A 14,683-nucleotide genomic window follows, 5' to 3' on the forward strand; every position below is an offset into this window, starting at 1 on the left:
TGTTCCGCTCCTTTCTTTTACGTAAAAAGGTAGTAAGTTCTAAGAACTTACTACCTCTTCTATTTCTATATATGTATATGGCTATACCCCATAACCAATTTGATATACGATAATAATTTACTGTATTATCTATAACTATATCACTATTGTGTAGCTTTATTTCAGAACTACATTGGTAGCCCCTGCACCACCTTCGTCATAGCCTGCTGTTTCAAAATGAGCCACATGCGGTAAGGTGCGCAAATATTGATGTACACCTTCTCGTAATGCACCAGTCCCCTTACCGTGAATAATGCGCACTTGATTAACACCACCAAGTAAAGCTTGATCAATAAATCTACCAACAGAAACTGTCGCTTCATCTACCGTTTGTCCAAGAATATTAATTTCAGTACGAACCTCTTTTTGGCGTTGTACGGCAGAGCCACCCATACGTTTTCTAGTTTTAGGCATAGCCGCTTTTTGTTCACGTTCTAGTTTATTGCCCTCTTCACGTGTGGTAGATTGCAATTCATTAACCTTAACTGTTGCAGTTAAGCCATTAATATCTACATTTACACGATTGCCATTGATAGCTAATACGGTACCTAATGAGCGTAAAGATGTAACATATACTGCTTGGCCTACCTTAATAGCATCTGCAGTCAAAGATTTACGATCATCATCTACTGGAGATTCTGGTATATGTACATTAGAGATCCCCTTACGTGCAGCATTAATAGCAGATTGACGCTTATTCTTATTTGTTTCAGAGAATTGCGATTTCAATTGCTTGATAATCGCTTCCCCTTCAACGCGTAAACTACGTTTCATGGACTCTGCATCGGCCTGAGCTTTGGCTAAGATTTGTTTACGTTTTTCATTAAACTGTTTCTTTTCCTTCTCTAGTTGGCCACGCATACGACGTGTTTCATCAAGCTCTTTCTTTAACGCTCTTTCACGTTCAGAGGCTTTACGGAGTTGTTCGTTTAAGTCGGAAAGAACTTCTTCCATTTCATGACTACCAAATTGAGATTTATACTCTGTTGCGCGTTCTACAATGTCTTTTGGTAAGCCTAAACGTGAAGCAATGCTTAACGCATGGCTACTGCCGGCTACGCCGATATGGAGTCGATATGTAGGTTTTAAGGTACGCTCATCAAACTCTACGTGGCCATTTTCAATACCTTCCGTATGGTATGCATAATTTTTAAGCTCATTATAATGGGTACTTACCATCATAAGGGCACCTTTTTTACGGAAGAACTCAAGAATAGATACAGCAAGTGCACTACCTTCTTCTGGATCAGTACCAGACCCAAGTTCATCCAGTAAAACCAAGTCATTAGGACCACAATGTTTAATGATGGAAATAACTTGTGTCATATGAGCAGAGAACGTACTAAGGCTGGCCTCAATACTTTGCTCGTCTCCAATGTCGGCAAAGATATTATGGAATACTGGTAACATAGATCCGTGATCGGCAGGGATAAATAGACCACATTGATTCATCAAGCTCAACAGGCCTAATGTTTTAAGGGATACTGTTTTACCACCTGTGTTAGAGCCTGTGATTAATAGGATACGATATGATGTACCTAATTGAATATTCGTAGGCACTACCATATTTGGTGGAATTAATGGATGACGAGCTCTCATGAGATTAACAGTTCTGTCAGTACTCAAGATAGCTGGTACACCTTTATAAGAAATAGCAAGACTTGCCTTACCATATACAAATTCGATATGGGATACCTTTTCACAAGCATCCATCAAATCATTGCTATGTTGTTTTACAAGAGCCGATAACTCGCGGTAAATACGCAAGACCTCTTGCTCTTCACCAATCAAAGCCTCTTGTAATTCATTATTTAGATTCACCAAGCGCATCGGTTCAATGTAAAGTGTTTGACCCGTTGCAGAACGGTCGTGAATGAGACCATCAAAGTATTGGCGATACTCTTGTTTTACAGGAATTACGTAACGATTATTACGCTGCGTAATGATGGTTTCTTGGAAATACTTTTGATTATCTTTATCATGCAGGATAGCTTGAATATCATTTTTAATCTTTTCACGAGTCTTGATAATCGTATTTCTAAGGCTCGCCAATTTAGGAGACGCTGTATCAAGCAATTCCCCCTTTTCATCAAAGACGCGTTTAAAACGGTTTTCAATGCGATCTGTGTTCGGCATATCCTGTACCCATAGGGATAGCAATGGATAATCCATATATTTCGTTCTAAAGAACTTTGTCATGCGCTTATAAGCACCAATGGTCAAATAAATATCCCACAATGCTTCACGAGTAAGGACAAAGTCTTTTCGACTCTTTTTACAGGATTCACGAATATCTCGTGTACCACCTAACGGTTGTTCTACCTCTGTTTGTAGTGAACGAATAGCCTCTGCTGCTTCATCAAGATTCTCTTGAATTTGTTTTGCATCGATCATTGGCTCAATATTCATAGCCAATTCTTTAGCAATGGTAGAACTACAATGCTGTTGTAATTGTTCTTTTATATGGTGAAAGTCTAATACATCTTCGTTAAACAATGTACTACCTCTTTTATAAAATACCTCTAAAATAGTGGCCCCTTGTAATAGGCGTATCATCCTTGCCTACGCTCTTAGGAGGAGCCTCTTTTGTTCCATTTTGAATAGATACATAATCTGCTACAATGTTACGCAATCGATGTGGATCCATATGACGCCCATCGATGCGCAAGATATGTAGACCTTTACGATATAACTCGGGCACGTAAGCACGCATATCCATTTCATGACTATTCATGATGTGCATGCGGCAATAAGGATCGGTACGCAATGGGAACACTTCCCCTTTACGGTCCTTCAATGCATAGTTCTCTGTTACACATGGCATAGGACAGTTTTCCTTTTTGCCAGTGCCCACAAAACTAGCGATGGCACAATACTCAGAAATCATCATTTCTGTATAACCGTGTACCATTACCTCTAATGGCAAATGAGCAGATTTTTGTAAGTTTACTAATTGTGCCAAGGTCAACTCTAAGGATGGAGCTATACTACTCATATTAAAATCTTGCCATACTTGTAGTGCAGAGCCATTGAATATGTTAAGACCTGTATCAGCTTCAATAGCACCTGAATATCCTAACTCACGAAGCCATAATAGAGCTTGTGGCATATGAATAGAAATACTATCTGGTTTAGACTCAACTATGGCCTTAAGCGTATTCATGTACGCGTCTACCTCATCATCTTTAACGACGCGAGGCGTAGCAAATACACAAAGCACATTATGCTCTTTACAAAGTTTGGCTACCTGCTCGTAGATGCTAATTTCATAAGGCTTACGTTGCAAACGGTCACCACCAAAGATAATCTTCTTAGCACCACCTTCGATTGCTGCTTTTACACCATCGAGTTCATCAACGCGAGCACTCACCATAGGCTCTGTGTATTGAACCTTACTTTTAGCTACTAATGATGACATATTTCGGGGTTCTACAGCACGTTCTGCCCAAGCTGCTTCATGGTCTGTAAGCAACAAGTTTTCTAGCGCCTCTACAGCATCGCGACGCAATGCATTTAAAACACTAGCGGGCCACATGTACGGTCCATCAGGAATAGACATAGAGCCTAGTGTAAATAATGTATTCCCTAATCTACCTACTTGATCTCTAACCTTCTCTAATGTAGTCGGTTTATTGTTAGCATAAACAGGTTCAAACTCGTTAGATATAGTCACAGTACGACCATCATTCAATACAAAGGTTAGTTCTGTATAAGGTATTTCTCGTTCAGTATTAATAGATAGATAACCATGTACCTCTAATTTAGCGGTAAAGTCTTGTAGTCCCCGTTGCTTTTGAGCTTTAGGGCCTGATGCAAGGAATACTTGCCCCGCAGCAAAGCCTTCATCCGGTTTACCTACAATATGCTTTTCATCCACTAGAGACCAGTTCTGATCGATTTGATAGTACGTAATACTACCAGAACGTTGCATGACCTTTAAGAGTGATCCTTTTTCAATTGGTTCTGTTAGGAATAAATGAACTTGACCCTTTTTGACCTCTGCTTTGCCAATCAATTTCCCTTGATTATTTGGGGCCACCACGGTCATCATTGATTTTCCTACATGGTCTGTTAAATAATCCGTAGAAAATCCACGATTAAATCCAGAAGCTAATGCATCGGCATCAGTAGAATCTATATGAGCCGTATCTAAAATATGACGATAGGTTCCAATAACTTGACGCACGTAGGAAACCTTTTTCATACGCCCTTCTACCTTAAAGGACGTAACACCGGCCGCCACAAGTTCATTCATATATTCACTATAGTTAAGATCCTTTGGACTTAATAGATAGGCTTCGTGTTTTGGCAACAAGCTAGTACCTAAAGAATCCAATAGCTCATAAGGCAACCGACAAGGCTGTGCACAAGCACCACGGTTACCACTGCGACCACCGATGAAAGAACTCATTAAGCATTGACCAGAATAACATACACACAACGCACCGTGTACAAAGACTTCGATTTCAGCTGTACAGTTCTTGCAAATATGTTCAATTTCAGCGAGGCTCAATTCACGAGCTAAAACGACACGTGTAAAACCGAGACTTTCATAAAAACGAACCGCATCGAGCGTAGCTGCAGTCATTTGTGTACTGCCATGTAAGTGTAATTTAGGAGCCACTCGCTGCGCCAATTTAGCCACTGCTAAATCTTGAACGATGATAGCATCCACGCCGATGCGCTCTAAGTCCTTTAAATATGCCTCAAGAGCAGATAATTCGGAGTCACCTATGAGGATATTTACCGTTACATATACAGACACATCTAGAATATGGGCCAAGCGAATAGCCTCGGTTAATTCCTCAATTCCAAAGTTTGCTGCATGAGCTCGGGCATTAAAACCTTTGCCACCAAGATAAATGGCATCTGCTCCAGATTCTAAAGCGGCTATAAAGTTTTCCATCGTACCGGCAGGAGCCAATAATTCCATGGACAGTCCTTTCTACCTAACTAAAGGCATAACTATAGTACTAAAAGGGTTTACCATATGGTAAACCCTTTCAATATACTGCTTAAAATTAACGTAATTTGCAGTTAATTTCTGCTAATGCATCGATAATAGCTTGAATATTACCGTCAATATCCTCATCATTCAACGTACCTTCCATAGAGCGGAATTGTAAGTTGTATGCGAGACTGCGGTAACCTGCTTCGATATGTTCACCTTCATAAACATCAAAGATAGATGCACTTTCTAAATATTCTCCACCATGTTCTTTAATGATAGATAAAATTTCACCACTAGATACGGACACAGGTGCAACGATGGCAAGGTCACGGCTAGTGCCTGGGAATTTACTGAAGGATGTATAACGGAACGGTGGAATCGTTAAGGATAATACGGCTTCCAAATCGATTTCAAACATATATACTTTACCAGGCAAATTAAAGTTTTTGCTCACTTGTGGATGTAATTCACCATATTGAGCAATGATTTTACCATCGACTACATATTGAGCGCTTACACCTGGGTGGAAGTATGGCTCAGTACCACGATTTATTTCATAGCTTGTAACGCCTAGCTCAGCTAACAACGCATCTACAATACCCTTTACATCATAGAAATCTGTAGTACGTTCTGCTTGATTCCAACCAGCTTGGTTTGCCTTCCCCATCAAAATACCACAAGCCATAGGGCGTTCATAAGGTACTTCTGTTAAAGGTAAATCTTTTGGTTCATACACATTAGCCGTTTCAAATAACCAAAGATCCTTATTTTGTTGTGCAATATTGCGTTTTGCAGCTTCAATAACAGCTGGTACCAATGTAGTGCGCATATAAGGGAATTCTTCGGAAATAGGGTTCAAGATTGGAATGGCTGTATAACGGCTATCCCCTTCAGGAAGCATCATATTGGAAAGACCATCTTTATGCATGAAGCTAAATGTAATGATTTGAGTCATACCCAATTTAGCTAATGCATGAGTTACCTCTTTAGTAAGCGCTTTCTTAGGTGTCATACCACCAGAGGACAATACCGCAACAGGGATTGTAGGCGCAATATTATCGTAGTTGTAGATACGAGCCACTTCTTCGGCGATATCAGGCATCACTGTTACGTCACCACGCCATGTTGGAACGAGGGCAGACAATTTGTCTCCGTCTTCGGTTACAACGAACTCAAGGGCTGTCAAAATACGAACCATTTCGTCTTTTTCAATGTTTGTACCCAAGTAATCATTGATTTTTGCTGCTGTGAAAGTAACTGTATGTTGTTCTACAGGATTTTTATATACATCGATAACGCCTACATCAACTTTACAAGTAGGACAGATTTGTTGTAATAATTGCGCCGCTCTGTCGATAGCATAGGCGGTGTATTTATGATTTACACCACGTTCGAAACGACCAGATGCTTCAGAACGCATGCCGAGAGCTTTAGCAGTGCGTCGAATAGATGGACCATTAAATACAGCAGCTTCAAACATAACTGTGGTCGTTTCGTTTGTCACTTCACTATCAAAGCCACCCATGATACCTGCTACACCTACTGGACGTTCAGCATCAGCAATGATAAGCATGGAGTCATTCAATTCGCGTTCAGAACCATCAAGTGTAACAAGCACTTCACCATTTTTAGCACGTCTCGCCACTAATTTATGACCTTTTACATGATCATAATCATAGGCATGCATAGGTTGACCAAGTTCTAACATAACATAATTTGTTACGTCTACTACATTATTAATAGGACGAATGCCGCTATTACGTAAACGGTTTTGCATCCACAATGGGGATGGCTCAACCTTAACATCAGTTACTACACGAGCTGTAAAACGCGTACAAAGGTCATCAGCTTCGATAGATACAGATGCTTTGCCTTCAATGGATTCGCCATTCTCGTTAACCATAATAACAGGGAATAAAGCTTTTTGATTTGTCATGACTCCAAATTCACGGGACAAACCAACCATTGAGAAGCAATCAGCTCTGTTAGCGGTGAGTTCAAATTCATATACTGTATCATTTAAGCCTAAAACATCTTTTACATCAAGACCAATTGGTGTTCCTTCAGGGAAAATGTAAATTCCTTGAGCTTCTTCTGGCAATACTAAGTCGCTAGAGATACCAAATTCTGCAACGGAACAGAACATGCCTTCAGAAACAACGCCACGCAATTTACCTTTTTTAATTTCTGTACCATCTGCTAAACGAGATTTATGATACGCTACAGGCACGATTTGACCTACTGCAACATTAGTAGCAGCCGTTACGATTTGTTTTGTAACAGGTTCGCCTTCTTCTGTAAGGCATTCAACTTGGCATACTTGTAATTTATCTGCATCTGGATGTTTTGTAATCTCCACGATTTTACCAGTATAAATTTTCTTAATGCCATTATCCATAGCAATGACATCTTCTACAGGAATACCAGCTTGTGTTAATTCATCGGCCAATTCTTGAGCAGGACGATTCATATCCACAGGCACGTATTCGTTCATCCACTGTAAACTTGCTTTCATGAGTTCCTCCTAAAATTGTTCCAAGAATCGTACATCATCTTCAAAGAATAGACGTAAATCGTTAATGCCATATAAAAGCATAGCAATACGTTCTACGCCCATGCCAAAGGCGAAGCCTTTAACCTTTTCAGGATCGTACCCATTAATACGCAATACATCGGGATGAACCATACCACAGCCCAAAATTTCAAGCCAGCCTGTATGAGAACATACGCGGCAACCTTCACCACCACACATTACACAAGAAATATCTACCTCTGCAGATGGTTCTGTGAATGGGAAGAAGCTTGTACGGAAACGTACCTTTGTGTCATCACCATACATGTGACGTAAGAAGGACTCTAATGTGCCTTTTAAGTCAGCAAATGTAATATGCTCATCGATGATGAGGCCTTCCACTTGATGGAATACAGGGGAATGAGTCGCATCATAGTCCCAACGGTAAACCTTACCAGGCGCAATCATACGGATTGGGCTATTAGGTTCATGACGTTGCATTGTACGAGCTTGTACTGGAGATGTATGCGTGCGCAATAAGAAGTTTTCTGTAATATAGAAGGAATCTTGCATATCACGTGCAGGATGATCTTTAGGCAAGTTTAAGCATTCAAAGTTATAGTAATCTTGCTCTACTTCTGGACCTTCTTCAACGGTATACCCCATTTTCATGAAGAAGTCTTCAATCATTTCATTAACCTTTGTTAATGGATGGATATGACCAGCTTTTTGTGCACGGCCAGGCAATGTAATATCGATGCGCTCTTTTTCTAAACGAGCATTTAACTCTGCAGTTTCCATACGAGCTTTAACTGTATCAATTTCAGCCTCTAACGCTTCACGAATAGCATTAACGAGGGCGCCAGCCTTCGGACGTTCTTCTGGAGATAATTTACCAAGACCTTTTAGTAAAGCCGTTACCTCGCCTTTTTTACCTAAATATTTAACACGTATATCTTGCAACGCTTGTTGATCAGCAGCGTCTTTGATGGCATCAAGGGCTTCTGCCTTAATACGTTGTAATTCTTGTTCCATTCAAGCATCCTCCTATTTGTAAAAGTCTAACTTATATTATACCAAATCAGGGTTGTCTTCTTCAATAAAACGCCATGGTAAATCAGGTAATGGCTTCTCTTCTAGTACAAAAAATGTACCCCGTGCCAAGTGAACAAGTTCACCTAATTCATTATAAATACGAGCGGTAGCAACCATAGTAGTTTTACCATTGTGCTCTACATTGGCTACACCACGCAATACAGCACCGCCTTTAACAGCTTTCACATAGTTACCATTAAGATCAATGGTGCTAACAGATTTTCCCAATGTAAAACAAGCAGTCCCCATCACACTATCTGCTAAGCCAATACATACGGCACCATGCAAATCCCCTCTAAAATTGCAGTAATCTGTTTCATTTGTTTGCAATGTCATTTCCGCATGACCTGGTTCCACTGCTGTAATCTCAGAATCTTTCACCCAAGAAAATGGGTTTTGATCTCGTAATTCGTTGAAATATTCTAACAATGTTGTAGCCATAAGGTTCTCCATTCTATATACATACCCATAGATTAACTAATCTAAATACTAATTCTATTACATTACCTGTATGAAAATCTTTATAGTTATATGTCAAAATTCAATACAAACATATAAAAATGGTGCGTTACATCATACATATTGTATCATGCAACGCACCATATGCGAATAACTCTATCTAATTATATGGTATGTTCTTAAGAAAACACATTTATAAATTCAAAACTATTCATAATGCAATGCATCGATTGGATTGAGCTTAGCCGCTTTACGGGCTGGGTATATACCAAAAATCAAACCAATAGCCATGGAAAAGGCAAAGGACATTATGATTGTTGGAACAGATACAATTGTACTCATTCCAGATACCATTCCGATTACTTTTGAGGCTCCTATACCGAAAGCAATACCAATAAAGCCCCCCATCAAACTGATTACAACGGCTTCTATTAAGAATTGCGTAACAATTACGCTATACGTAGCCCCCAAAGCTTTACGCACACCAATTTCTCGAGTCCGTTCCGTTACAGATACAAGCATGATGTTCATAATACCAATGCCACCTACAACTAGAGAAATCGCAGCAACAGCCCCCAGGAATAACGTAAATGTTCCCGTCGTCTGAGCCACTGTTTCCATAATAGATTTCATATTTTGAATATTGAAATCATCCAAATTTGTATCTTTAATATTATGACGAACACGCAACAAATTCTCTATATCTGCCTGCAAACGGTCAATGCCCCCATCATCCTTAGCCACAACATACACCCTGCGAAGATAGTCAATGCCCTCTACGCGCTCCATTGATGTTGTATATGGAATTAACACCGTATCGTCTTGGTCATTACCCATGGTTCCGTTCCCTTTACTTTTGAGAACACCAATGACACGGAATGGAATATTTTTAACACGGATTTCCTTGCCTACAGGATCTTCATCAGTAAACAAATTTTTTACTACCGTTTGTCCCACAACCGCTACACGTTCTCGGTTCTGAACATTTTTATCGGAGAAAAATCGACCAGATGTCATAGTCCAATTATTTACGTCCTGAAAGTTAGAATTAACCCCCGCAACAGATGTAGTCCAGTTTTTATTTTGATAAATCACCACATAAGAGCCATTTGTCATAGGACTGGCGGCTTTTACACCTTCTAACTTAGCAATAGCTTCATAGTCAGATATTTTCAACGATTTCATGGACCCCTGAGAAGATCTAGCACCTGGCGTCCGCGGCGCCCCTGGCAGAACTACCAACAAGTTAGAGCCTAAGCTAGAAATAGAATCCTCAATATCTTGCTTCACCCCATTACCGATAGATACCAAGGCAATAACAGCTGCTACACCGATAATGATACCTAACATGGTCAAAAGGGAGCGCAATTTATTAGCAATCAAGGAAGCCCATGCCATTAGAAAACTTTCTTTATACATTAGGCACCTCCTTTATAGGAGTCATATTAGAATTGATCGAATCCTCTACGATTATCCCATCTTTCAAGACTACATTACGACTCGCGTACGTAGCAATATCCGGTTCATGTGTAACTAGAAGAATCGTACGGCCTTCATCATGAAGGCCTCGAAAGATGTTCATAACGTCAATGGTTGACTTGGAGTCAAGATTCCCTGTCGGTTCATCAGCCATGATAATAGCAGGATTATTTGCCAATGCACGAGCAATCGCCACGCGTTGACGTTGCCCACCAGACAACTCGGATGGCAAATGGTCCATACGCTCGCCCAAGCCGACAGACTGTAATAATTGAGTGGCCCGTTCAATGCGCATCTTTTTATTTACACCGGCATAAATCATAGGAAGCGCTACATTTTCTAGGGCTGTCAATTTTGTCAACAAATTAAAGCTTTGAAATACAAAACCTATCTGTTTGTTACGTACATACGCAAGTTCATCATCAGATAAGGTAGCAACCTCGTCTCCATTGAGTCGATAAGAACCAGTTGTAGGTCGGTCCAAACATCCAAGAATATTCATAAAGGTTGATTTACCTGAGCCAGATGGTCCCATAATGGATACAAATTCACCCTTATTGACAACTAAATCAATGCCATGTAGAACAGGTACTGATAATTTGCCATTCACATAGGTTTTTGTAATTCCTTGTATGTCAATTACTGTTTGGTTCATAAGCACCTACCCTTAGAATGGTCCAGCTACATTATTTTTTGGTGCATTCACATCACCGCTTACGATAATTTCATCACCTTCAGATAAACCTTTTAAGATTTGAACATTAGTATCCCCAGTTACACCTGTAGAGACAGCGGTTCGTACTGGTTGACCATCTTTTATAACATATACATACTCACCTTGTTTGTCCGTACGTACAGCAGTAAGAGGAACTACCAATGTATTTTTAATATCTTCACCAAAGATTGTGGCACGAGCCGTCATAGTTGGTAAGAAATTACCTGCAATATTTTCAGGAATTTGAACCTTAACAGTATAGTACACAACGCTACTACTTGTTGTGCCCATATTACCTTTTGTACCTTTTGCAATTTCAGAAACGTAACCGGTGAAAGTTTCACCTGGCTTAGAATCTACAGTAAACTCTACCTTAGCACCTTGTTTGATATTGCCAATATCGGTTTCGTCTACAGTAAGATAAATCTCTAAATTTTTTAAATCTGCAATGGTAGCAATGATCATTTGTGTGGAAATACCAGTACTAATAGTTTGACCGGCTTTTAGCGGTGTACCAACAACAGTCCCAGACATTGGAGCTGTAATAGTAGCATCACTTAAATCTGCGGCAGCACGTTCATAAGTAGATTTAGCACGTTCATAAGATGTTACAGAATCATCATATGTTTGTTGTGCAATAGCATCTTGAGCCGCCAAGGATTTATAACGATTCATATCAAGTTCTGCTTTGGCTAACGCTGCACGAGCATCATCAACAGATGCTTGTAATTGACGTGTATCAATATAAGCGATAACTTGACCGGCCGTAACTTGATCATTCTCTTTAACTAAAACTTTTTCAAGTTTACCAGCAACATTTGTAGAAACATCTACATAATTTACAGGGTTAATAGTACCTGTGGCACTGATACTAGTTTTTACATCACCCTTTTCAACCTTGCCAGTAGTATATAACGTTTGTGCTTGATTTGCATTTAGACTATCCATGTAGTAATATGTGCCGCCACCAAGAACACAAAGAACAACAGCACCTGTTACTATACGTTTACGATGCTTTTGTAAGAACTCTTTCATTATGATCTCCTTTTTTTAAGATGAAGATATATTAAAAAGACATTTATTCTATATCAACACATATAGTATTTTTAAATTATACAGCACCAATTGCTTTTACGCAATATAATTTCATTAATGAATAAATTATGATATATAAAAAATGGCCCTTACGGGCCATTAACTACTCAATATTGACAATAATCTATAATCCTTCTCATCGATTGGAAATTCAAGACGTTCTGCCTCTTCATAAGATAGTGCACGGATATGACCATCTATATAACCTACTAATCGGTTAGCGACACCACTCATCAATAAATTAATACAGACTTCACTCATGCGAGCCGCTAAAATAGCATCAAATGCCGATGGACCACCGCCACGTTGTAAGTAGCCTAACACAGTTAGGCTAGGATCAAATTCTGTATGCTCCTTGATAAAAGCTTTCACCTCACCGCTGTTATAGGCACCTTCTGCAACGAGGATAACACTATATTCTTTACCCCGAATTTGTGTTTCCTTTAAATGACGACAAACCGCATGTAAAGGCATGGGATTTTCAGGAACCAAAACTATTTCTGCCCCACAAGCTAGGCCTGCCTTTAATGCAATATGTCCAGCTTTGCGCCCCATAACCTCCACAATAGCTACACGTTCATGGGAGTTTGATGTATCACGAATACGCCCAACCGCATCAACTACCGTATTAAGAGCCGTATCATAGCCTATCGTATATTGTGTACCACCCATGTCATTATCTATCGTACATGGAATGGTCATAGTAGACATACCAAGTTTAGATAAACTTGTAGCACCACGCATGGAGCCATCACCACCGATAACAACCAAATGGTCAATGTCATAAGTTTTCAAAATTTCATAAGCTTTGCGTTGAATTTCTTCATTCTGAAATTCTGGAAAGCGTGCCGTTTTCAGCATCGTACCACCTTGTGTTATGATGCCACCAACGTCTCGATTCGATAAGGGAAATATCTTTTCCTCAATGATACCTAAATAGCCACGTTCAATACCAAATATTTCAAAACCTTCATGTATAGCTTTTCTAGTTAGCGCTCTTATGGTGGCGTTCATTCCAGGTGCGTCTCCGCCGCTTGTTAGTATTGCGATTCTTCTCATATCCATTACCCCCTTGTGGTGTACGTTGTTTGGATATACTATGTGCCTTACCTTTTTTATTCGTTTGATTAGAAGTCTTTTGTTTATACCGTTTATCATAACGAATTTTATTAGACATTGCTCTTTTTGATACTGCTTCAGAAATCTCTTTTTTCCTACTTTGTTGATTATTAAATTGTATATCTTCAGATGCTTCTTTAGCATCTACATCGTTTATATCATTGGGTTGACGTCTTGCTTTAAATTGCACATCTGAGGCATCTAATTCATCCTCAATACGCTGTATAAAATCATAGGTCCGGCCATTTGTTGTATCTAGTACAAAATCGCACTGCTTATACACGGGCTTCCACGATTGTATCATAGCATGTACAAAGGCATTCACATTACTATAGTCCATGGTAGGCCGTTTCCCAACACGGCGATTCACGCGACTGACAATACGGAATTGTGCAGCTCGGATACCAATAATATAGGAATATTTTTTTAATACCTTTAAGGTGCGATGTTCAATAGGAAAATTCCCACCCACAGAAATCACTGCTTCATGGTATAAGCAAACCTTTTTTAGTACATCCATTTCGGCGCGGCGGAATGCTTTTTCTCCTATCTTTTTAAAAATCTCAGCAATGGGCAACCCAAAACGACTTTCTAATACGCGATCGGTATCTACAAATTGCCAACCCTTGCGTTCTGCAAGGTTCCGTCCAAAGTGACTTTTGCCACTTCCCATAGAACCGATGAGCATAATATTCCGTTTTATTATCATCTATTATGTGCCCCTTATCATTACATATCCTTCATTGTACTATAAAATGGTCCAAAAACAAAGACAGACTATAGACATAAAATCTATAATCTGTCTCTATACAGTACACCCGATTTTCATTAAGGTTTTATAATCGATTTAATTGCACAATGCACATAAACTACATTACCTTTACGTTCTATATCTTCTATTTCTATACGGCGTGAAGGATCCTTTTCTTCAACAGTATTTATCCAGTTAATCATACGCTCTGTACTACCTAATACTGTTAATTCTAGTATACCTTCATGCTCATCAGTACTGACAATCATTAAGGGTTCTCCTTGCAAGGAATCAAAAATATTTGTATTAGAACTTGTATTAGATGTCTTGTTCCGTGTAAAAGATTCTAATAGTTTTGCTTCATTAGACACTATATAATCTGACTCAGCATTCATTTGTATATTATAATTATCTTGTTGATTTTTTAAGCTATTATTTTTGTCTTCAAAATAAATATGCCCATACATA

11 protein-coding genes are annotated in these 14,683 nt (G+C 39.3%); all 11 read right to left on the reverse strand.

Going from position 1 to position 14,683, the window contains the following annotated elements; translation table 11 throughout:
* Positions 1–156 precede the first annotated feature (156 nt).
* Positions 157–2,535, reverse strand: coding sequence for an endonuclease MutS2 (locus VPHSUH08_RS03715; protein WP_105086772.1), 2,379 nt, complete (start codon positions 2,533–2,535; stop codon positions 157–159).
* A gap of 13 nt (positions 2,536–2,548) precedes the next feature.
* Entirely contained in the window at positions 2,549–4,972 is a 2,424-nt protein-coding gene (locus VPHSUH08_RS03720) for a DUF3656 domain-containing protein (RefSeq protein WP_105086759.1), read from the reverse strand.
* 88 nt (positions 4,973–5,060) lie between these two features.
* Positions 5,061–7,505 (reverse strand): phenylalanine--tRNA ligase subunit beta, encoded by a 2,445-nt coding sequence (pheT, locus tag VPHSUH08_RS03725; protein ID WP_105086760.1) that lies wholly within the window; start codon positions 7,503–7,505, stop codon positions 5,061–5,063.
* A 9-nt stretch (positions 7,506–7,514) separates the two neighbouring features.
* Positions 7,515–8,537, reverse strand: a complete 1,023-nt coding sequence (gene pheS, locus VPHSUH08_RS03730) for a phenylalanine--tRNA ligase subunit alpha (RefSeq protein WP_004696116.1) — start codon at positions 8,535–8,537, stop codon at positions 7,515–7,517.
* Positions 8,538–8,573: 36 nt separating this feature from the next.
* On the reverse strand, positions 8,574–9,038 hold the full coding sequence (locus VPHSUH08_RS03735) for a PaaI family thioesterase (protein WP_004696117.1): 465 nt from the start codon (positions 9,036–9,038) through the stop codon (positions 8,574–8,576).
* Between the two features lie 225 nt (positions 9,039–9,263).
* On the reverse strand, positions 9,264–10,475 hold the full coding sequence (locus tag VPHSUH08_RS03740) for an ABC transporter permease (protein WP_004696120.1): 1,212 nt from the start codon (positions 10,473–10,475) through the stop codon (positions 9,264–9,266).
* Positions 10,468–11,190: an ABC transporter ATP-binding protein gene (locus tag VPHSUH08_RS03745; protein ID WP_004696122.1), complete on the reverse strand. Its 723-nt coding sequence runs from the start codon at positions 11,188–11,190 to the stop codon at positions 10,468–10,470. Before VPHSUH08_RS03745 ends, VPHSUH08_RS03740 begins: the two co-directional genes overlap by 8 nt.
* A gap of 12 nt (positions 11,191–11,202) precedes the next feature.
* Positions 11,203–12,285 (reverse strand): efflux RND transporter periplasmic adaptor subunit, encoded by a 1,083-nt coding sequence (locus tag VPHSUH08_RS03750; RefSeq protein ID WP_004696124.1) that lies wholly within the window; start codon positions 12,283–12,285, stop codon positions 11,203–11,205.
* A gap of 159 nt (positions 12,286–12,444) precedes the next feature.
* The gene (locus VPHSUH08_RS03755) at positions 12,445–13,359 is read right to left on the reverse strand and encodes an ATP-dependent 6-phosphofructokinase (RefSeq protein WP_233189879.1); all 915 of its coding nucleotides are present in this window, start codon (positions 13,357–13,359) and stop codon (positions 12,445–12,447) included.
* Complete coding sequence (locus VPHSUH08_RS03760; RefSeq protein ID WP_105086762.1) at positions 13,331–14,173, reverse strand: shikimate kinase; 843 nt, start codon at positions 14,171–14,173, stop codon at positions 13,331–13,333. The genes VPHSUH08_RS03755 and VPHSUH08_RS03760 overlap by 29 nt, the downstream gene beginning before the upstream one ends.
* Positions 14,174–14,292: 119 nt before the next feature.
* Positions 14,293–14,484 carry a hypothetical protein gene (locus VPHSUH08_RS09595; RefSeq protein ID WP_004696130.1) on the reverse strand — a complete coding sequence of 64 codons (192 nt, stop codon included), beginning with the start codon at positions 14,482–14,484 and terminating at the stop codon, positions 14,293–14,295.
* Positions 14,485–14,683 lie beyond the last annotated feature (199 nt).

The organism is Veillonella sp. S13054-11, from assembly GCF_002959795.1.
GTDB lineage: Bacteria > Bacillota > Negativicutes > Veillonellales > Veillonellaceae > Veillonella > Veillonella parvula_E.

Coding starts and splice junctions, on each gene's coding strand:
- VPHSUH08_RS03720 (WP_105086759.1), bottom strand. CDS start 4,972: ATGGAATTATTGGCTCCTGCCGGTACGATGGAAAACTTTATAGCCGCT.
- VPHSUH08_RS03750 (WP_004696124.1), bottom strand. CDS start 12,285: ATGAAAGAGTTCTTACAAAAGCATCGTAAACGTATAGTAACAGGTGCT.
- VPHSUH08_RS03740 (WP_004696120.1), bottom strand. CDS start 10,475: ATGTATAAAGAAAGTTTTCTAATGGCATGGGCTTCCTTGATTGCTAAT.
- VPHSUH08_RS03760 (WP_105086762.1), bottom strand. CDS start 14,173: ATGATAATAAAACGGAATATTATGCTCATCGGTTCTATGGGAAGTGGC.
- VPHSUH08_RS03755 (WP_233189879.1), bottom strand. CDS start 13,359: ATGAACGCCACCATAAGAGCGCTAACTAGAAAAGCTATACATGAAGGT.
- VPHSUH08_RS03735 (WP_004696117.1), bottom strand. CDS start 9,038: ATGGCTACAACATTGTTAGAATATTTCAACGAATTACGAGATCAAAAC.
- pheS (WP_004696116.1), bottom strand. CDS start 8,537: ATGGAACAAGAATTACAACGTATTAAGGCAGAAGCCCTTGATGCCATC.
- pheT (WP_105086760.1), bottom strand. CDS start 7,505: ATGAAAGCAAGTTTACAGTGGATGAACGAATACGTGCCTGTGGATATG.
- VPHSUH08_RS03745 (WP_004696122.1), bottom strand. CDS start 11,190: ATGAACCAAACAGTAATTGACATACAAGGAATTACAAAAACCTATGTG.
- VPHSUH08_RS09595 (WP_004696130.1), bottom strand. CDS start 14,484: ATGATTGTCAGTACTGATGAGCATGAAGGTATACTAGAATTAACAGTA.